This is a genomic window from Pseudoalteromonas sp. T1lg122 (assembly GCF_002964825.1).
In the GTDB taxonomy this organism is placed as follows: domain Bacteria; phylum Pseudomonadota; class Gammaproteobacteria; order Enterobacterales; family Alteromonadaceae; genus Pseudoalteromonas; species Pseudoalteromonas gelatinilytica.
The window spans coordinates 226,329-244,739 of the sequence record NZ_PQCG01000034.1; the positions used below are offsets into that span (position 1 = coordinate 226,329).

Annotated in this window: 18 protein-coding genes and 1 pseudogene; 6 read left to right on the top strand and 13 right to left on the bottom strand. The window is 41.8% G+C overall.

Annotated elements, in window-relative coordinates:
- Positions 1-3: 3 nt before the first annotated feature.
- From glnD to C2M33_RS19180, 5 genes and pseudogenes are all read left to right on the top strand, one after another.
- Entirely contained in the window at positions 4-2,622 is a 2,619-nt protein-coding gene (gene glnD / locus C2M33_RS19160) for a [protein-PII] uridylyltransferase (RefSeq protein ID WP_105175196.1), read from the top strand.
- 9 nt (positions 2,623-2,631) lie between these two features.
- Positions 2,632-3,458, top strand: a pseudogene (gene dapD, locus C2M33_RS19165) (2,3,4,5-tetrahydropyridine-2,6-dicarboxylate N-succinyltransferase).
- Between the two features lie 285 nt (positions 3,459-3,743).
- The gene (locus tag C2M33_RS19170) at positions 3,744-4,076 is read left to right on the top strand and encodes a hypothetical protein (RefSeq protein ID WP_105175197.1); all 333 of its coding nucleotides are present in this window, start codon (positions 3,744-3,746) and stop codon (positions 4,074-4,076) included.
- A 192-nt stretch (positions 4,077-4,268) separates the two neighbouring features.
- Positions 4,269-7,379, top strand: coding sequence for an efflux RND transporter permease subunit (locus tag C2M33_RS19175; RefSeq protein WP_105175198.1), 3,111 nt, complete (start codon positions 4,269-4,271; stop codon positions 7,377-7,379).
- Positions 7,376-8,467: an efflux RND transporter periplasmic adaptor subunit gene (locus tag C2M33_RS19180; protein WP_408003014.1), complete on the top strand. Its 1,092-nt coding sequence runs from the start codon at positions 7,376-7,378 to the stop codon at positions 8,465-8,467. Before C2M33_RS19175 ends, C2M33_RS19180 begins: the two co-directional genes overlap by 4 nt.
- A gap of 544 nt (positions 8,468-9,011) precedes the next feature.
- On the opposite strand, the gene C2M33_RS21560 is transcribed toward C2M33_RS19180, so the two are convergent.
- Positions 9,012-9,152: an HNH endonuclease signature motif containing protein gene (locus C2M33_RS21560; RefSeq protein WP_158685607.1), complete on the bottom strand. Its 141-nt coding sequence runs from the start codon at positions 9,150-9,152 to the stop codon at positions 9,012-9,014.
- Between the two features lie 271 nt (positions 9,153-9,423).
- Here C2M33_RS21560 and C2M33_RS21155 point away from each other — a divergent pair, with 271 nt between their 5' ends.
- Positions 9,424-9,645, top strand: a complete 222-nt coding sequence (locus tag C2M33_RS21155; RefSeq protein ID WP_158685608.1) for a hypothetical protein — start codon at positions 9,424-9,426, stop codon at positions 9,643-9,645.
- 276 nt (positions 9,646-9,921) lie between these two features.
- On the opposite strand, the gene C2M33_RS21160 is transcribed toward C2M33_RS21155, so the two are convergent.
- From C2M33_RS21160 to pspB, 12 genes are all read right to left on the bottom strand, one after another.
- Positions 9,922-10,080: a hypothetical protein gene (locus C2M33_RS21160; protein ID WP_158685609.1), complete on the bottom strand. Its 159-nt coding sequence runs from the start codon at positions 10,078-10,080 to the stop codon at positions 9,922-9,924.
- A gap of 184 nt (positions 10,081-10,264) precedes the next feature.
- Entirely contained in the window at positions 10,265-10,930 is a 666-nt protein-coding gene (locus tag C2M33_RS19195) for a hypothetical protein (protein ID WP_158685610.1), read from the bottom strand.
- An 83-nt stretch (positions 10,931-11,013) separates the two neighbouring features.
- Positions 11,014-11,298, bottom strand: a complete 285-nt coding sequence (locus C2M33_RS19200) for a hypothetical protein (protein WP_105175200.1) — start codon at positions 11,296-11,298, stop codon at positions 11,014-11,016.
- A 73-nt stretch (positions 11,299-11,371) separates the two neighbouring features.
- Positions 11,372-11,788 carry a hypothetical protein gene (locus tag C2M33_RS19205; RefSeq protein WP_158685611.1) on the bottom strand — a complete coding sequence of 139 codons (417 nt, stop codon included), beginning with the start codon at positions 11,786-11,788 and terminating at the stop codon, positions 11,372-11,374.
- Positions 11,789-11,889: 101 nt separating this feature from the next.
- The gene (locus tag C2M33_RS19210) at positions 11,890-12,459 is read right to left on the bottom strand and encodes a hypothetical protein (RefSeq protein WP_105175202.1); all 570 of its coding nucleotides are present in this window, start codon (positions 12,457-12,459) and stop codon (positions 11,890-11,892) included.
- 120 nt (positions 12,460-12,579) lie between these two features.
- Positions 12,580-12,924, bottom strand: coding sequence for a 4a-hydroxytetrahydrobiopterin dehydratase (locus tag C2M33_RS19215; RefSeq protein ID WP_036969771.1), 345 nt, complete (start codon positions 12,922-12,924; stop codon positions 12,580-12,582).
- Between the two features lie 9 nt (positions 12,925-12,933).
- Entirely contained in the window at positions 12,934-13,731 is a 798-nt protein-coding gene (gene phhA / locus C2M33_RS19220; RefSeq protein WP_054553132.1) for a phenylalanine 4-monooxygenase, read from the bottom strand.
- A gap of 226 nt (positions 13,732-13,957) precedes the next feature.
- On the bottom strand, positions 13,958-15,139 hold the full coding sequence (megL, locus tag C2M33_RS19225) for a methionine gamma-lyase (protein WP_063529998.1): 1,182 nt from the start codon (positions 15,137-15,139) through the stop codon (positions 13,958-13,960).
- Between the two features lie 134 nt (positions 15,140-15,273).
- Positions 15,274-16,308 (bottom strand): TIGR01620 family protein, encoded by a 1,035-nt coding sequence (locus C2M33_RS19230; RefSeq protein WP_062566869.1) that lies wholly within the window; start codon positions 16,306-16,308, stop codon positions 15,274-15,276.
- Positions 16,305-17,717: a YcjX family protein gene (locus C2M33_RS19235; RefSeq protein WP_105175203.1), complete on the bottom strand. Its 1,413-nt coding sequence runs from the start codon at positions 17,715-17,717 to the stop codon at positions 16,305-16,307. Before C2M33_RS19235 ends, C2M33_RS19230 begins: the two co-directional genes overlap by 4 nt.
- Before the next feature lie 62 nt (positions 17,718-17,779).
- Positions 17,780-18,181 (bottom strand): envelope stress response membrane protein PspC, encoded by a 402-nt coding sequence (gene pspC / locus C2M33_RS19240; protein ID WP_063706824.1) that lies wholly within the window; start codon positions 18,179-18,181, stop codon positions 17,780-17,782.
- Positions 18,178-18,411 carry an envelope stress response membrane protein PspB gene (pspB, locus tag C2M33_RS19245; protein WP_036969793.1) on the bottom strand — a complete coding sequence of 78 codons (234 nt, stop codon included), beginning with the start codon at positions 18,409-18,411 and terminating at the stop codon, positions 18,178-18,180. Before pspB ends, pspC begins: the two co-directional genes overlap by 4 nt.

The window sequence follows — 18,411 nt, forward strand, 5'->3', positions numbered from 1 at the left end:
CCTGTGGCATTACCCAATAAAGTAAAAAAGTTGCTCAGCCAAGCTGAGCAACTTAGCGATTATCGCGACTGTTCTAGTTATTTTTATAAATGGCTACAGAACGAATTCTCAAAACAACCCGTTAGCAACTTAATTAATGCCCGCGCTGAGTTTATCGACCGCCTATTAATTAAATTGTTTCACGATTACGACCTTTCTCACGAAAGTGACTTAGCCCTAATTGCTGTGGGCGGCTATGGTCGTGGTGAACTGCATCCCTACTCCGATATCGACTTTATGCTACTGGTGAGTGAACAGCCAAGCGAAGCCGTGTGTGAGAAAATTGGCCAGTTCGTCACCATGCTTTGGGATCTTAATTTAGAAATTGGTCACAGCGTTCGCACCATAGAACAAGCATTAGAACAAAAACGCGAAGATGTGACATTTGCTACCAGTTTACTTGAGAGCCGATTAATTTTCGGTAATCACATCGAATTCGAAAAATTAAAAAATCATTTAATTGATTCGCCAATTTGGCGCTCAGACGAATTCTTTTTGGCGAAAGTACAAGAACAAAATCTACGCCATAGAAAATGCCATGGTACGGCTTATAACCTTGAGCCAAATATCAAAGAGAACCCAGGTGGCCTGCGCGACTTACAAACTATTATTTGGGTTGCTAAAAAGCACTTTAGAGCCGAAACATTACAAGAGCTGATCAATCACGGCTACCTCACCCATGAAGAATATCAAGAACTACTAGAGTGTTTAGAAAACCTCTGGAATATTCGTTTTGCACTGCACCTAGCTGCGGGGCGCTCTGAAAACCGTTTGCTGTTCGATCACCAACCTCACGCGGCAGAAATTCTCGGCTTTGGTAGTGATGGTAAAGCTTCGGTTGAGCGCATGATGAAACGCTTATTCAGGATCATGAGTCGCGTACGTGAGCTTAACCAAATGCTGCTGTCATATTTCGAGCAAAGCATTTTACCGGGTGCCGGTGAGCTACCTGTGATTGAACTTGATCGTAACTTTGAGCGCATTGGCCATCAAATTCGTGTAAAAAATCCGTCGGTGTTCTTTCGTCGGGATCAGCTATTTGTGTTGTTCGAGCATATTGCTGATAACCCTGAGATCACCCATATTTACCCAAGTACCATACGTACAATGCGCCAAGTGCGTCGTCGTTTACTGGGTGATTTACAAGATTACGCCGCCTGTCGCGAAGCATTTTTACGCTTAATAAAACACCCTAACGGTATGGGCCGTGCATTTACGCTAATGCACAAGCACGGCATTATTGCCGCCTACTTACCACAGTGGCGAAACATCTTCGGGCAAATGCAGTTTGATTTATTTCATGCCTATACCGTGGATGAGCACACCCATAAGCTTATTAACAATATTTATAAGTATTTTGATAAGTCAAAAGTGAGCGAGTTTCCACTTTGTAGTGAAATCGTCACCCGCATGGATAAACCTGAGTTACTTTATTTAGCCGGTATATTTCATGATATCGCCAAAGGGCGCGGCGGCGATCACTCAGAGCTAGGCTCAGTTGATGCGATTGCGTTTGCTAAATTGCACCGCTTCCCATCATCAGACGGTAAGCTCATTTCTTGGTTAGTAGCTAATCACTTACTTATGTCGGTCACGGCGCAGCGTAAAGATATTAATGACCCTGATGTGATTAAAGACTTTGCAAGCAAAGTAAAAAATGAACGTCAGCTCGATTACTTATACTGCTTAACGTTGGCCGATATTCGCGCGACCAACGATAATCTGTGGAACGATTGGAAAAACACCCTACTCCGTGAGCTGTATTTGCATACCCAGCGAGCACTGCGCTTAGGGCTTGAAAATCCAATGGACCAACGTGACCAAATTCGAGATAAAAAGCAGCAAGCTAAACAACGCTTATTGAATCACGGCTGTAACGAAGATCAGATCGACTTAATTTGGAGCCGCTTTAAAGCCAATTACTTTACCGCTTTTAGCGAACAACAAATTTCGTGGCACACAGAACACTTATTAAATTGTGAAGATTTAAGCCTACCAAGTGTGACCGTGTCTGACACCGCAATGCACGGTGGTACGCAAGTGTTTGCCTACAGCCCTTACTCGGGAAGTTTATTCTCCCGTCTTGTGAGCGTTATTGGTTCGAAAAAAGCGCAAATTCAACATGCACAAGTGTTAACCACTAAAGATGGCTACGTGCTGTTTAGCTTTGTTATTTTAGAGGTTAATGGTGACCCAATTGCAAGTAACCGAGCGCAAGGTATTAAACGCGCCTTAGAACTGGCGATTAGCGATCCGAAAAAGAAAATTCGCATCAAAAAGAACCGCTCACAGCGCTTCAAAGATTTTAATATCAAACCAAAAATTGTGCTTAGACCGCATGCGCGTAAAGATCGCAGCTTAATTGAAATTCAAGCGGTGGATATTCCGGGTCTATTAACGAAAATTGCGGAAGTATTTCAAGCACACTTATTACATATTCATGCCGCGCGGATCACCACTGTTGGTGAACGTGCAGAAGATTTCTTCGTGGTATCAAATAACGAATACCAAGCATTAACAGACGAAGAACAAGCTAAAATTCATCAAGCATTGCGTAAAAAACTCAACGCAGAAACCGAATAAGAGGATCTTATGTCAGATTTAAAAACCATGATCGAAAACGCCTGGGACAACCGCGATAGCATCAGCCCAAGCACAGTATCAAGTGAAGTTAAACAAGCAATTATCGACGCGCTTGAATTACTTGATAGCGGTGCTGCGCGTGTTGCTGAAAAAATCAGTGGTGAGTGGGTTGTACATCAATGGTTGAAAAAAGCGGTGCTACTGTCTTTCCGTATTCGTGATAACCAACCAATGAGCGATGGTGTTAATCAGTTTTACGACAAAGTACCCCTTAAGTTTAGCGACTATACCCCAGAGCAATTCCAACAAGGCGGGATGCGTGTTGTGCCAAATGCTGTGGCACGTAAAGGCAGCTTCGTAGGTAAAACGTGGTGCTAATGCCATCTTATGTCAACATTGGCGCCTACGTTGATGAAGGTACGATGGTTGATACATGGGCAACGGTTGGCTCGTGTGCACAAATTGGTAAAAACGTTCACTTGTCGGGCGGTGTAGGCATTGGTGGTGTACTTGAGCCACTGCAAGCAAACCCAACTATTATCGAAGATAACTGTTTTATCGGCGCTCGCTCTGAAATTGTTGAGGGCGTTGTGGTCGAAGAAGGTGCGGTTATTTCAATGGGTGTTTACATCAGCCAAAGCACACGTATCTATGACCGTGAAACTGGCGAAACTCATTACGGTCGAGTACCAGCAGGTGCGGTTGTTGTTCCAGGCTCTCTACCGTCAAAAGATGGTTCGCACAGCCTATACGCTGCCATCATCGTGAAAAAAGTTGATCAGCAAACTCGCGAGAAAGTAGGTATTAATGCCCTACTTCGCTCGATTGATGAATAACTATGCTGAGCTATAAGCTATAAGCTATAAGCTATAAGCTATAAGCTATAAGCTATAAGCTATAAGCTATAAGCTATAAGTTTAAAAATTCAAGAAGCGCGATGCTAACTAGTTTCGCGCTTTTTTATTATCTGTAATGCAATGATTTTTAGCTAGTTTGTTGAGATATACTCACAAATATGTTTTAGTATAAAAAACAAACAAAAAATAATAGTGAAAATGTTCAAGTCTTTTCGGAGTTTTACCCACACGGAATTATTTTATTACACAGGACTATTCTATCTTGTGGCAATCATACTGTTTGCATCACGTAGCTACCTATACGATTTTTTTGTCACCGACACAAATTCACATCGCACTGAGGTCAAAGAGCTTGAAGTTGCTTTAACATCGCACGTTAATAAAGATTATGTTTTTGAAGCATTGCAAACGACCTTAGATGGCCTTGCAACACCCGATCGAGTTGCAGTTAAAATCCAGTGTTATACAGCTTTCTGTGATGTTAGTTTCACGAATCCGTTTATCACCATTAACGACCACAATCACTACAGTGCAGAAGTAAAGCGTGTGTTTGAGCAAAATGTGGCTGCACTTAGCCGAAAAGATACGACTCACTAGTTTCAGACTCTATTACTTAGGGCTTAAAACTTAAAGCTCCTCGGCTAAATTGTTACATCTTATTTCAAATACACACTTTATCGCGAATTAACGGCTATTCAGCGTTACTTCTGACATACATTTCATTTACCTCACTGGCACTTTTTTTACATCGCACTACAATGCAGACAAACTGATTTTGGAACACACACAATGAACCTGACACGTAGTTCGCTGAAAAACCCTGCGAGTGTTATTGTCATCTTGGTGTTGATTATGTTGTTTGGCATGTTGAGTATTTTTAAGCTGCCAATTCAGCTCACACCAGATATTGAGCAACCGCAGATCACTATTTTCTCTGGCTGGCGCCAAGCTGCACCTGAAGAGATTGAATCGGTGATCATTGAGCCGCTTGAGAACGCAGTAAAAAACACTCCGGGTGCGCTAGAGGTTAATACTTACATTAACCGTGGCAATGGCTCTATCACGTTGACTTTTGCTGTTGGGCAAAACATGCAACAGGCCATGCTTGATGTGTTAACTAGCCTTAACCAAGCGCCGCCCCTGCCGTTAGATGCATTTGACCCTGTGGTTTTTGCTGGCGGTAATAATGGGGAAGCCGCTGCAACGTTACTGGTCACCCCAAAAGATTTTAATAGCGACAGCCTTGATTTAGACATGGCGCAGTTCCAAAAACAAATTGATGAATTTGTTGAGCCCCGTTTGGCACGAATTCCTGGTGTTGCCCGCGTTGATTTAGCCAGTGAGCGACCAAAAGAGTTACGTATCACCTTTGACCCTCACAAAGCCGCCGCACTTGGCGTCAGCCTTGACCAAATCAGTAACGTATTAGCCAGCTCACGCGATACCTCTGGTGGCCTTGCCAATGTTGGCCGTCGTCAATATACCGTACGCTTTACTGGGCAATATGATTTATCGAGCATGGCACAAATGCGCGTTGGTTATTCAGGCGATAGACCCATTTACCTTGGCGATATCGCAAGTGTAGAGCGCACTTTCTCTGACCGTTTAGGGATGAGTGGTCGAAATGGTAAACCCGCGTATTACATTCGTATTTCGCGCGCAAACGAAGCCAATACCGTTGCCCTACTCGACGAAATTAACCTTGCCATTAATGAGCTAAACGAAGGGCCGCTGGCTGAGAATGGCTTAGCGATTGAATTAAGTTTTGATGCCTCAGTGCATATTCGTAATGCTTTGTCGTTGGTTAAAAGTAACTTAGGCCTAGGTGTTCTGCTGTCGTGTTTAATCTTGTGGCTGTTCTTTAGAGGCTTAAAGGCCACGTTTGTGATTGCAGCAACAATTCCTGTCTCTTTGTTAGTCGCGTTTTTAACGTTGAATATTTTTGACCGCAGCTTAAATGTTATTTCACTGGCGGGCCTTGCCTTTGCTGTTGGCTTAGTACTTGATGCCGCCATCATAGTGCAAGAAAACATCGCAAGGCTAAGAAGCGAAGGCTTTGATACTAAAAAAGCCGCGCTAAAAGGCGCAGCCCAAGTAACTGGCGCTTTATTTGCCTCAACCACCACCAGCGTTGCTATCTTCTTGCCAATTTTATTTATGGCAGGTATTGAAGGGCAGTTATTCTCTGACTTGGCGCTCACCTTATCCATTGCTGTAATTGCCTCGATGATTTGCGCAATTACACTAATTCCGTTGGCTAACCACTTTTGGCCAGACAAACAGCTAAAAGCGGATCCTTACCGTGAATATTGGCATAAGCTGACTAACTTCATCATGGCGCTTACCAATACCCGCGTTAAACAAATAGTATGGATAGTGTCGTTATTGGGTGGCTCACTCGTCGCAACCATGACCATGCTCCCGAAAACTGATTTTATGCCGCGCGCACCAACCGATGGCTTTTTCTTTAACTTAAATACCCCACCTGGCGGCAATGTACAGTTTATGGAAGAAGAGCTGCTGATGCGTATTAAAAAGCGCTTAATGCCTTATTACACAGGTGAAAAAGAGCCGGGGATAAAAGATTTTAACTTTTATGCGTTTGGCGCAAATGCTGGCGGCTTTATATATTCTGCTGATCCACAACGTGTTGAAGAATTAATGAAGGTAGCCCGAGAAGAGATCTTCATTGATTTACCCGACACCCAAGTATTCTTCTTCAGAGGGTCGATGATCCAAGTTGCTAATGGCGGTGATGGTCGCAATATCAATATCGATTTAACTGGCCCTAATATGGACGAGCTAATAGCCGGTGCTAATGTTGCGCTGCAAGCTGTCACCGAAGCAATGCCGAATGCTACAGCAAGGCCACAACCACGACTCGATATGGCAGAGCCAGAACTTAGGCTCACACCCAATGACCGTCGTATAACCCAAGCAGGGCTAACTCGTCGTGATGTATCTCAAGCAGTGCAAGCCTACACAGGTGGGTTATTTGTTAATGAATACTTTGATGGCAACGAACGCATGAACGTGATTTTACGTGGCATACCGTGGCAAACCCCAGAAGAGCTTAAAGCACTACCCATTGTGACCCCACAATCAGGTATTCAAACTTTAGGCGAGCTTGCCAATATTGAGCGCACCGTAGGACCAACCCAGCTTAGGCGTGTTAATGGCCGCCGTACCGTGAGTATTGTTGTCACGCCACCAGCAGACATGAGCTTGCAACAAGCGCAAACCATTCTCTCAGAGCAAGTTATGCCAAAAGTACGTGCAAGCTTACCCGACAGCTCTGGCGCGATATTGGCGGGTAACGCACAAAAGATGAATTCGGCCATGCAAGAAATGACAATCAACTTTATCTTGGCTCTGTTTATTTTATTCTTGCTAATGACCGCATTGTTTAAGTCAGCCAAAGACAGCGCGTTAGTTTTACTGGTTATGCCATTGGCAATTGCAGGCGGTGTACTGGCTTTATTTGTACTTAACTTATTTACCTTCCAATCGCTCGACTTACTGACCATGATTGGCTTTATTATCTTGCTGGGTCTGGTGGTAAATAATGCCATTTTATTGGTTGACCAAACCCGCGTTGCGATGGCCGCAGGACTCAGTCGAGAAGACGCAGTTCGCCAAGCAGTTCTGCTGCGCGCAAGACCCGTTTACTTAAGTACCTTAACCAGCTTATTTGGCATGCTGCCACTGATGCTAATGCCGGGGGTAGGATCAGAAATTTACCGTGGCCTTGCCACTGTGATTGTCGGCGGCATGGCCATTAGCGCCCTATTCACCCTGATATTAATGCCAAGTTTATTACAACTTGGCAGACAGCTGCCGCCCGTTAATAACAAACAGCAACCAGAAAAAACGCCTTTAAGCTTGGTATCGAATCAATGAGTATTAAAACAATGAACACACCTTTTCGTAAATTAACCGCTCGCTTTTGTGCGCTATTCAGTCTTATCGCATTTAACGCCTTTGCAGTCGTACCTGTTACGGTAGAAACCGTCACACAAGCTCCGCTGACAAGCGAAATTGAAGTAAGCGGCACTTTGTATGGCAAAGACGATGTAACCCTAACAGCGGGCGTTAGCGGGCGTTTATTATATGTTGTTGAGCCAGGCACTCTGGTTAAAAGTGGCGACACCCTAGTTCGTATGGACACCTTACCGCTTGAACTTGAAAAAGCACGCCAGCAAGAAATGCTCAATCGCGCCAAAATAAACTTACGTTTATATCAACAAGAGCTCGCTCGTTTACAAAAACTCGCCAAAGCCAGCAGTGCAGCAGCAAGCCAAGTCGATGATATGCAAAATAAGCATGACCTTGCGTTATCTGATATCGCACTGGCTAAGGTTGAATTAAAAGTAATAGACGATCAGCTTTCGCGTGCAACCGTTCGCGCCCCATTTGATGGCGTGATCAGCGAGCGTTTTAAACGCGCTGGTCGCGAAATAAATCGCGCAGATGAACTGGTCACCCTGCTTGATATTAATAACTTAGAAGTGCGTTTGTACGTGCCTGTTAAATACTTAAAGTTTTTACACAAAGGCATAGAGTTACCGATTCAAGCCGGCGACTTATCAGCCCCTGATATGACAACAGCCACTGTAACAGCGGTGATCCCATCAACCGATCCGCGTTCACAAACTGTAGAAGTACGCGCCCTACTGCCAAATGATGCTGAGCAAACATGGGCAATTGGCCAACTGGTTGATGTAGCCGTGCCACTAAAAAGCAAAGGGGATGTACTACTGGTGAATCGCGATGCACTAATCTTACGCAAAAAAGGCACCCATATCGTCAAAATCGACAACGACAACAAAGCCCTGCAAATTCCCGTAAAAGTCGGTAATGGTAAAGACAAACTTGTTGAAGTCACTCCGACTTCTAACATCACTTTAAATGCGGGCGATAAAGTGGCAGTACGCGGCGCCGAGCAACTACAAACCGGGCAAGAAGTCGAAGTTCAGGTAAAGCAATAACTGTTAGGCTTGAGATGACTGCCAGCTATCAAATATTTTAAGAGCTGGCAGTTCTAATAAAGGGTAGTAATGATTATTAAGAGTTGCGCTTGCTTTTGACTTTCTAGGAAGCAAAAAGCAAGACAAGACCCCTTTATTTTTTTGGTAAATGTTATGACCGGGTAAGAGATAACGTATAGTGGAAATTTGGCCTGGCTAAAAAATCGTTCGATAAAAGCGTGGGAAAAACCGTCATAACCCTGCCAAATTTTATGATAAATAATTTGGTAAACATTATGACGATAATTTTGTAAACAACACTTTAGATTTAATGGAATTGAATTATAAGAGGCGACCTATTTAGTTGACCCTTTATCACTTTTCTTTTTCTCAAACCTAATAAAGGTAAAATTAAACAATAAGATTAACCCAATAAATATAACTAATTTAACAAGAATATGATTTTCATCAAACAAGTATAGAACTATCAACGTTGATATAAATACACTTATATAAATATATTTACTAGAATATATTTTATATATTTTTTTAAAGTATTCTCGGATCATAAACTTAATTCCTCTAAAGCACCATTTTCTTTAGTTGTTGGGCCACCATCTGCGTGACGCTGTACATGATGACCATCGACTTCACTTAAAGATTTAGTTTCTCCACAACCAGCACATTTGCCACCTTGATCTTGCAAAATTTCATTGGTTCTCCTCTAGAGTACGTTCTTTTAGGGTTTCTGTCACCGGGTGCAACAGAGCCTCTTCCTGTAGGAGGTTTCACAGATATTGTAAGATTCCCCCATAATTGGGTAACTAAGAAACCTAATGCTATTTTTACTCTCAAGGCAAATAGCAAAGTGCTTCGCAATAGCTTGAACGCTATTTTCGTCTGTAGATCCGCTCATCAAGTTTAATTCTCTTTAACCTTATACCGTTGTCATTTGTGTCGCGATATCGGCAGCTTGGTTGTCTAATACTCCAAACGAATCTTTTGCTGCTTCAGCGACTTTGCCAATAGCATTACCAACTTGCTTTCAAGGTCCAGTTATATACATCAGCCCATTTACCAATGTATCTCTAATAGATGGTGTATTGCTATTTGATGATTCATTGACTGCATACACTATTGATCCAGCTGCACCGCTACCTGCTGGCAGAACGGCACAAATCAGATCCTATTTGCTTTGAGAAGTATTTCAAAGAAATCCTATTAATTCCTTGGTTTATCTGCATCTGGGTTAAAGTACAGGTAAACAATTAGTAAGATGTAAACGCAAGCATAAACAAAAGGCCAAGCAAAAATATACCTTATGGCTATTTCAAAATTTGTACCGACCCTTTCCCCTATAGCGAGTCTGATAGTTACAAATATCATAATAAGTACCGTGGCCCATAATGCATGTTTAACTGGGCGTCTAAAAAAATTTTTTTCTTTAAGCATTAATCAATTTCCTATACGACAACTTAGAGTTGCTTCTTTTTATTTAACTTAGAGTCAACTATCTTCGACGCAGAATTACCGACTAAATCCGACGTTACATCAACAGGCCACTTTATTCCAACCCCTTCGATTACAAATTTTATGTCATCAATCGAGCTTAATGCAGAGCTTTGTATATCCATAGCTCATCTATGCATTCATAGTCTTGTGCAATTTGAAAAACTTTGCCTACACTAGGAATTTGAGAAAATCCCTCAACTCTAATCTAAAACATATCTATTCCACTGATAGGATCAGGTCTTGTTTTTTTACTTATTAAAGTAAAAAAGATAGAGCAGCCCACTTCATATACGCTTAGTTAAAAAACTAAATAAATTTAGCTGATGTAAGATCAAATTGTGACAATGTACTTTTTCCTTTTTTATATTCAAGAATATTGCCCTTTGATATAGAAAGCTTGCCTAGATAACTATTAAACAAGAGTTCTCTTGGTAGAGTCTTAACAATAATTAGTTGATCTGCTAATTTGCAATCCAAATAAACAAATTGAGTTAATTTAAATTCATCCATTGAGAGTGTAGCAATGACTTTAGATTCTATTGATTTCTTGGCCGATACTTTTTCAGATTGAACCCATTCATTCACATAATTGTTAGCTTCGAACCGTTGCAATATATCCAAGCTTTGTTCTAGAGGAATTGGCATTGCAGATACAGCAGCCGACAAAGCTTTTTCTAATATCCTTATGTAATGCTGTTGAAACTGAGAATCCTTTAAATGGCTTATTTTCTCTAACGGGTAATGAACTACAACTTCGAGGAAAGGCACAACTTTCATTGGCTGCACCCTTATCTCTGTACTGCCATCTGTCACATAAACATTTATTCGTGAGTATTTAGAGGTAAACTTGAGTTTACCGATTTCCCTTTCCCAAAAATTACACAAGCAACGAGACTTAAAAAGAAACACCTTTTTATCTTCTTCCGAATAATTACCGTCAAGGTAAAGTTCTATTTGACTTAACTTTGGCATAAATCTATTGCCTCTTAGTTTTAGACTTTTTAGAAGCCGAAAGGTAGCTCCACCCTCCATTTGCTCTAACCAGTAGAGTAATTTTATTTTTCGAGAGTGGCGATTATATTAATGATTGCTAACTCACCACTTATGAATTCAGAAAGACACCAAACAGATGTATTACCCTCTATTGCAATTGGCTGCAAATCGTCCTGTAAGCTACTCTTAAACAAAGAAAGACTTCTTTCAGATGTTTTTATTTCTTTAATACTTAATTGATTTAACCAACCCTTCGTTGCTTCTTGAATATTGTCACCCCTAGACTGAGATATGAAAGTACCGCCATTCCAATCCATTAAAAATGTATACAACTTTGTACCTGACATTTATCTATAACCTTTAATTTTTTCAATCTATTGGGTTAGATTTTGCTTTTGCCTTATGAAAGAAAAAACAAGATCAGGGCCCTTCGACTTCCTTACTATCCAGAGTACCTAACTTAATTCCGATGACAGTACCAACATTCGCAAAGGCTATACTCAAAGGCACTTCTACAAACCATAAAGGTGGGATAAATAACGTTTGTAATAGTATCGATACAATTACTGTTCCCACTATAAAGCCCAGTAAATATACACTTAGGGCATAATTCCAAGCTTTTACAACATTGCGCTTAGCCATAACGGTATAGATACCTGCGCTCAATAAATAAGATGGTAATAACTGGTATGTAAAATATTTGCCGAATGAGAGTGAAGCTAAATTATCACTACCAATTATTAGAGTGATAAAAGTACTTAATACGGTATTCAAAGCCAGCATGGCTAAAGTGTATTTTACTATCCTTAAACTGTTCAATTTGTCTCCATGTGTCATGTCACAATCATGATTTAAAAATGGCTGATAATGGCTTCTGCAGAGCATGTATTCAGAAAACCACTTATAATCGCAGCCTCCTTTCACAAGGCCAACAGCTCTCACAGCAAACAGCCAAACCCTTTTAATGAAATTTCTTGAGTATTCGCGCCACTTTGGTTTTTATGTTGAATGATCAAACGTGAATCTTGGCTAGTAAAGGTAAAGGTTCCGAGCCAAGGTAGCAGGGCAATTGGTTGCATGTGGTAAAAACCGTTGGCATCAAAGCATATAAATGAGAACTCATGATGTACCGGAGCAAATACGCCATAATCAGCGGTAAATACAGCAATGTTGTCTTGCAGCATAAAATGTTTCGCTTGCGTGCCCGCTACTAAAAACCAAAAGCATATTGCTGTCATTATCACCACTTGCAAGCCGCCGAGTAAAAATACTGAAAATTTAAGAATACGGATCGATTTACTAGCTTCCATATAAAGGCGCTTTGCTTTGAGTAATAACCAAAGCCCAATGGCAACCATAGTGAGCTTTACAATCATCAGTGCTATGCCTATTTGATACATCAGCTTAGGGCTGTGCCATTGAATGCCAAATGTTTGCGGGATAAACAAGCTATCAATTAAGGGCAGTAAAATGAGTAGGAATGGCAGAATAAGCGCTTTGTTTTTCATTATTTTCTTTTCTAGTGTTCTCGCAAAGATAAGAGTTCCATGTTAATTCTTGGACTCTAAAAAAGCAAAAAGGCGCAACCTGAGGTTACGCCTTTTATCGTTCTGGGCAGAACTTAAAATTTACAGTGCAGCGAATACATCGTCTGTTTTAGCAGCACAGATAAAATCATTTTTGTGTAACCCTTTGATAGAGTGGCTCCACCAAGTAACAGTTACTTTGCCCCACTCGGTTAACAGACCTGGGTGGTGACCTTCTTCTTCAGCCATATCGCCCACTTTATTAGTGAACTCAAGTGCTTGCTTGAAGTTTTTAAACTTGTAAACACGCTCTAATTGCATAATGCCGTCGCGCACTTCAGGAACCCAGTCTGGGATCATTTTGATCAATTCTGCTAATTCAGCATCAGATACTTTAGGCGCATCCGCACGACACGCTTCACACTTTTGTGTGCTTAATGAAGACATTATAAATCCTTAACTTGCTAATTTTTCTTTAGGAGGAAACTTTGGCTCATGTAGCCCTAATTCTTTTGCTTTACTCACCAGCGACATGATATCCATTTGTGAAATATCAAATAAGTCATTGATTGAGTTAATGGTGTAGTACACAGGCTGCATAATATCAATACGATAAGGTGTACGTAATACATCAAGCACGTTCATCGCATTGATTTCTGGCTTATCTGAATACACATACTGTGTTTCGCCTGGGCTTGATAAAATACCACCACCATAAATACGTAGACCTTGTTCGGTTTGCATTAAACCAAACTCAACGGTAAACCAGTAAAGGCGTGCTAAATAAACACGATCTTTCTTTTCAGCGGCATAACCTAACTGACCATATTTGTGTGTAAACTCAGCAAATGCTGGGTTGGTAAGCATGGCACAATGACCAAAAATCTCGTGGAAGATATCTGGCTCTTGTAAGTAGTCAAACTCTTCACGGCTGCGAATAAAAGTCGCTACTGGGAACTGCTTGTTTGCTAGTAATCGAAAGAACTCATCAAAATCGATCAGTGCCGGTACAGGCGCAACTTGCCAGCCAGTTGTTTCGAGTAGGACTTCGTTAAGTTCACTGAGTTGTGGAATACGATCTGTTGGTAAATTAATTTTCTTAAGACCTGCTAAATATTCATCACAGGCTTTACCTTCTATGCAAGCGAGTTGGCGAGCAACTAGCTCAGACCATATTTTATTTTCTTCTTCGCTCCAATGGATAACCCCATTTTCATCAGGTTGCTTGGAGGTGTAATTACTTGCTTTAGCCATAATAACCTTCTTCGTTAAATCTTGATCAGCATTGATCAGAATCTCATTAACTTGTTAAGCCGATACTATGTAAAAGTAAGCGAAATTTTAATAGTTAAGGCTGTTTCTAAGGTTTGCAGAAACAGCCTTAACGTAAAGTTAAAATTACACCGAAAGATCCAAAAGTTTACACACCACATTTTTAAAGGGATAAAAGCAAATACAACCGTAAACTTAAAATTACAACCTAACCAATGAATGTAAATGCAGTTTTAAGATCGTTAATAATGTCGTTAACATCCTCAAGACCAACTGATAATCGAATTAAGCCATCACTGATCCCAGCAGCTGCTCTTTCTTCAGGTGTATAAGGCGAATGTGTCATCGATGCAGGATGTTGAATGAGGGTTTCAGCATCCCCTAAACTGACCGCAAGGGTACAAAGTTGGGTGTTATTTATAAATGTTTCGCCATCTTCAAGGCTGCCTTTTATTTCAAAGGCAATAACACCACCAGCGGCTTTCATCTGTGAGCCAATAAATTGATGACCCGGGTGTGATTTAAGCCCAGGGTAATAAACTTGGCTTACTAACGGGTGTTGCTCTAAATATTCAGCAACTACTTGGGCACTCGCACAGTGGCGCTCCATGCGTACAGCAAGGGTTTTTAAACCGCGATTAATTAACCATGCATCATGAGGGCTAATCGTTGCACCAATATCTTTTAGCACCGTCATTTTTATCAGGTTGATATGCTCCTCTGTGCCGCATACAAGCCCTGCCACCACATCACCATGGCCATTTAGGTATTTAGTTGCGCTGTGTACCACAATATCAATACCAAACGAGGTAGGTTGCTGGAGCAGAGGCGTTAAGAAGGTATTGTCGATAACGCTTATCAGCTGATGCTGCTTAGCAACATCGGCAATTAAACTTAGATCAAGCACCGCCATGGTCGGATTAATTGGCGTTTCTGCAAAAATCATTTTTGAATTGGCCTTAACCGCGCCGCGAAGTTCAGCTTCGTTAGTCATATCAACAAAAGTGACTTCGATACCAAAGCGCGGCAACATGTGAGCAAAAAATGCAAAGGTACAACCGTATAACGCGCTTGATGCGACTAGATGGTCACCTTGTTGTAAAAAGCTAAGCACAGACGCAGACACGGCTCCCATACCGGTCGCTGTGGCAGCCGCTGCTTCACAGTTTTCTAACTGAGCCACTTTTTGTTCTAGCTCTTGGGTTGTCGGATTACCTAAACGGGTATAAATAAAGCCCTGCTCTTCACCAGCAAATCGGGCTGCACCTTGGGCTGCATTAGCAAAAGAGAAGGTAGAGGTTTGGTAAAGTGGCGCACTCAGTGCGCCATGTGGGTCATTTGGTTTTTCTGGACCGTGAATACATTGTGTATGTAAGTGATGCTTAGTCATTGTGTGTTCTCGTTTTTATTATCAGTACTTCATACTCATAAATAAAACGTAGATACCCACAATGCACAAGCATGCCGGATGCTCAGATGGCTAAATATCACTCAGCCGTTTTTATTAACTGTACACAAAAGTTGTCATTTTGTATTTTCGGTCTCTTTGTCGCTGGTACGTGAGGCTATTTTACGGGCAATACTATTGGCGGTTTCTTTTAACAAGCTACGCTTATGCTCTAAGCGAGGTAACGGGCGACTAAGCTCCATCGCTTTATACCCTATACGCGCGGTAAAAATACCTGCACTTAGCCCTTGCGCTGCTCGGCCCGACAATTTCCCCAGTAATTCAGCGCTTAGTGCCGTTGCTGCTAAATCTGAAACTAACTCTGCACTACCAACAAACAATACTTGTTTCACTAATAAGCGGTACAATTTAATACGGCTTGCATAACCAAAACCAATACCGTAAATACGGCCAATTTGCTCAATGAGCTTAGTGCCACGCCATAGCACCGCCATCATATCGACTAAAGCCAACGGGCTTAGCGCAACCAATAAGCCAGACTCAGTGGCAAAACGGTTAATCAGTTTTTTCGCTTGCTGATCTTGGCTTACCAATAAGCTATCGGCGTATAAGGTCATGATTTCTTTATCGGTATGGTGACTTGCTATTTGTTGCTTAAACTCTTCAAACCCAGTAAGCGTTTGATGTTTATTAAGCTTTTCAAGCCACGGCAGTGCTTCACCTACTTGCTCGCTATTAAGTAAGCGGTCGGCCTCTGTGCGATGCAATTGATTACGCTTCAAACTTCTTAGCATACGGTACTCGCGCCAAATAACACGGGCAATCAGTAGCACACCACTGAGAACAGCCGTTAAATACAGCGAACCTAAAATAATTGATTGCTGAAACGTCACAAACAATGACATCGCAAACTCAAGTAACACTAACGCTAAAAAGCTAACAACAAACACCCCTTTTAGGGTTTGCCATTTCGACTTTTTATACACAGGCTCAAGCTCTATGCTATCTTGCTGATCTTCTTCAGTGTCGATAAATTCGGCGTTTTCTATCACTTTAGCAACTGTTAACTCCTCTGCAGGAGCTTCGTTGCTTGCAGAGCTTGAAATACGGCGACCTGCCTGAAAGTTCATCTCCTTTGGTTGCTCACTCATGTTAGTTTATCTCCTATCAGGTACTGCATGACATGATCTAAACGAATATGCTTTAACCGTTTATCAGGGCATGGCAGTGGCGAAAACGATAAGAACTCAAAGCCCTGTTTTGGCCACTCTTGTTTGTTGAGAAGGCGTGACGGTGGCTGCGGTGGTAAATACGTTAGCCATTCTTGCTCGCCTAAAGGCTTGCCATAAATACAAGCTAGCTGCTGGCCTTTTTCAGCCACTTGGCGCGGCTCTGTTGCACAGATAGATGACATTGCCATGGTTTCGATTTGCACGCCTTCGAACTTTAAGTGATTCGTTTGGTCATGCACGATTGAATCAAGCAGTAGCGCTAAATCTTTATGATATTGCGCACTAATATGATCTGACTTATTGGCCGCAAACAGTAGCTTGTCGATGTTTGGTTTAAACAAACGTTTAAAGAAGCTTGCTTCACCATAATTAAAGTGCGCCAGCAATTGGTTAATAACACGACTTTGCTCATGCAAGGTTTCGCTGCCTTCATTCAAGGCGCTGAGCACATCCACCAGCACAATTTGTCGGTCAAAATGACGAAAATGCTGCTCGTAAAAAGGTTTTACAACCTCTTTTACATAGGCTTTATAGCGCTTTTTAAGATGCGCTAAATTCGACCCTTCGGTTATGTCGTCAGGCACATTCGCAACCGGAAAAAACTGTAGTAGCGGCGCTCCTTTAAGCTCGCCTGGCATCAGCATACGACCAGGTTGCAGCATGGCAAGTTTGGTGTCTTTTTTAAGGCCCACTAATAACTGCTGATAAAGCGCAGCGACATCAGCAAGTTTGCTCTCATCAACACTGGCTGATAAATCAAGTTCAGCAAGGGCTGTTAAAAATGGCTTCGCTTTTTCGTTGCGTGCTGTTTGCTGCAAGAGTGAGTATTGTGACTCACACCAATCAGCAAATGATTGCTCTAGCATTGGCAAATCAAGTAGCCATTCACCTGGGTAATCAATAATGTCTAAATAGAGTGTTGATTGCGGTGCAAAGTGACCGCGTAGCCCCGAATTACTTTGGTACTTAATAGCTAAACGTAGCGTATTTATACGCTCGGTAGAGGCAGGCCATGCAGGCTCACCTTCAACAGGTAACAACGCCGATAATGCATTGGTATATTCAAATGTCGGAATTGTCAGTGCTTGCTGCGGCACTATTTTTGTGGCGATATGACGCTTTTCGCGCATCACATCAAAAAAAGGTAAGTTTTTATCGTCAGCTTGGCTGGTTAAGTGTTTAACCAAGGCGGTAATAAAAGCGGTTTTGCCGCTGCCACTTAAGCCTGTGACGGCTAACTTCACGTGTTGGTCTAAACTACGATGAAGGGCTTTTTCCGCTTTATTTTTTAACGAATTAAAGGTGTTCTTTGCGAATGATTGGCTCATAAAGTGTCTAGCACCTTATTTGCGCTGGGTATCACGATGCAAACAAGGTGCGTATATGTCCTTTAAAGTTTGTTGATTTCACGGCTAACCGTAAATTCTGTTGATGTGACATAGCGTTCCATCTCTTGTAAACGACCATCAACTCGAGCAAGACGATCTTTTAAATCTTGCAATGCACGGCGAGGTGGTTCCCCTTTTTGCCATACTTTAAATTTTACTTCAAGCGGGTCTTGGTGAATGCTGTCTGCGCTTTTATCTGCTTTTTCAGTCGGTTTTTTGTCTAAAATAAACCAAGCAGCAATGTAAGCAACAACAATAAACGGGCCGCCTGATAATAGTACTGCTGTCACCACTAAAATGCGTACCAGCCAAAGCTCCATGTTAAAGTAATCGCTGATACCTGCGCATACGCCAGCTATTTTACCGCGCTCTGCGTCTCTAAATAATTCGCGTTTGGTACTCATACTTTACGTCTCCACTGCGGAGCCTCTTGATCAAGTAAGGCTTCTAATGTTTCAACACGCTCTGCCATTTTATCCGCTTTTTGTGCAAGCTCTAATAATTGGCGGTGCTCGTGTTCACTTAAACCTTGGCTCACTTGTTTTTTACTACGGTAATGTAAAATTAGCCAAAGTGGGGCAACAACCACCATAAAAACAATAATCGGTGCCATCAAAACTTCTGCGTCGAACAT

What these genes read in the sequence shown, in the direction of transcription:
- C2M33_RS19200 (WP_105175200.1), bottom strand. Translation starts at nt 11,298, where the DNA reads ATGTCAGGTACAAAGTTGTATACATTTTTAATGGATTGGAATGGCGGT.
- C2M33_RS19210 (WP_105175202.1), bottom strand. Translation starts at nt 12,459, where the DNA reads ATGAAAAACAAAGCGCTTATTCTGCCATTCCTACTCATTTTACTGCCC.
- C2M33_RS19205 (WP_158685611.1), bottom strand. Translation starts at nt 11,788, where the DNA reads ATGACACATGGAGACAAATTGAACAGTTTAAGGATAGTAAAATACACT.
- megL (WP_063529998.1), bottom strand. Translation starts at nt 15,139, where the DNA reads ATGACTAAGCATCACTTACATACACAATGTATTCACGGTCCAGAAAAA.
- C2M33_RS19235 (WP_105175203.1), bottom strand. Translation starts at nt 17,717, where the DNA reads ATGAGCCAATCATTCGCAAAGAACACCTTTAATTCGTTAAAAAATAAA.
- pspB (WP_036969793.1), bottom strand. Translation starts at nt 18,411, where the DNA reads ATGTTCGACGCAGAAGTTTTGATGGCACCGATTATTGTTTTTATGGTG.
- C2M33_RS19180 (WP_408003014.1), top strand. Translation starts at nt 7,376, where the DNA reads ATGAGTATTAAAACAATGAACACACCTTTTCGTAAATTAACCGCTCGC.
- C2M33_RS19215 (WP_036969771.1), bottom strand. Translation starts at nt 12,924, where the DNA reads ATGTCTTCATTAAGCACACAAAAGTGTGAAGCGTGTCGTGCGGATGCG.
- C2M33_RS21160 (WP_158685609.1), bottom strand. Translation starts at nt 10,080, where the DNA reads ATGGATATACAAAGCTCTGCATTAAGCTCGATTGATGACATAAAATTT.
- C2M33_RS19230 (WP_062566869.1), bottom strand. Translation starts at nt 16,308, where the DNA reads ATGAGTGAGCAACCAAAGGAGATGAACTTTCAGGCAGGTCGCCGTATT.
- C2M33_RS19175 (WP_105175198.1), top strand. Translation starts at nt 4,269, where the DNA reads ATGAACCTGACACGTAGTTCGCTGAAAAACCCTGCGAGTGTTATTGTC.
- pspC (WP_063706824.1), bottom strand. Translation starts at nt 18,181, where the DNA reads ATGAGTACCAAACGCGAATTATTTAGAGACGCAGAGCGCGGTAAAATA.
- C2M33_RS19195 (WP_158685610.1), bottom strand. Translation starts at nt 10,930, where the DNA reads ATGCCAAAGTTAAGTCAAATAGAACTTTACCTTGACGGTAATTATTCG.
- phhA (WP_054553132.1), bottom strand. Translation starts at nt 13,731, where the DNA reads ATGGCTAAAGCAAGTAATTACACCTCCAAGCAACCTGATGAAAATGGG.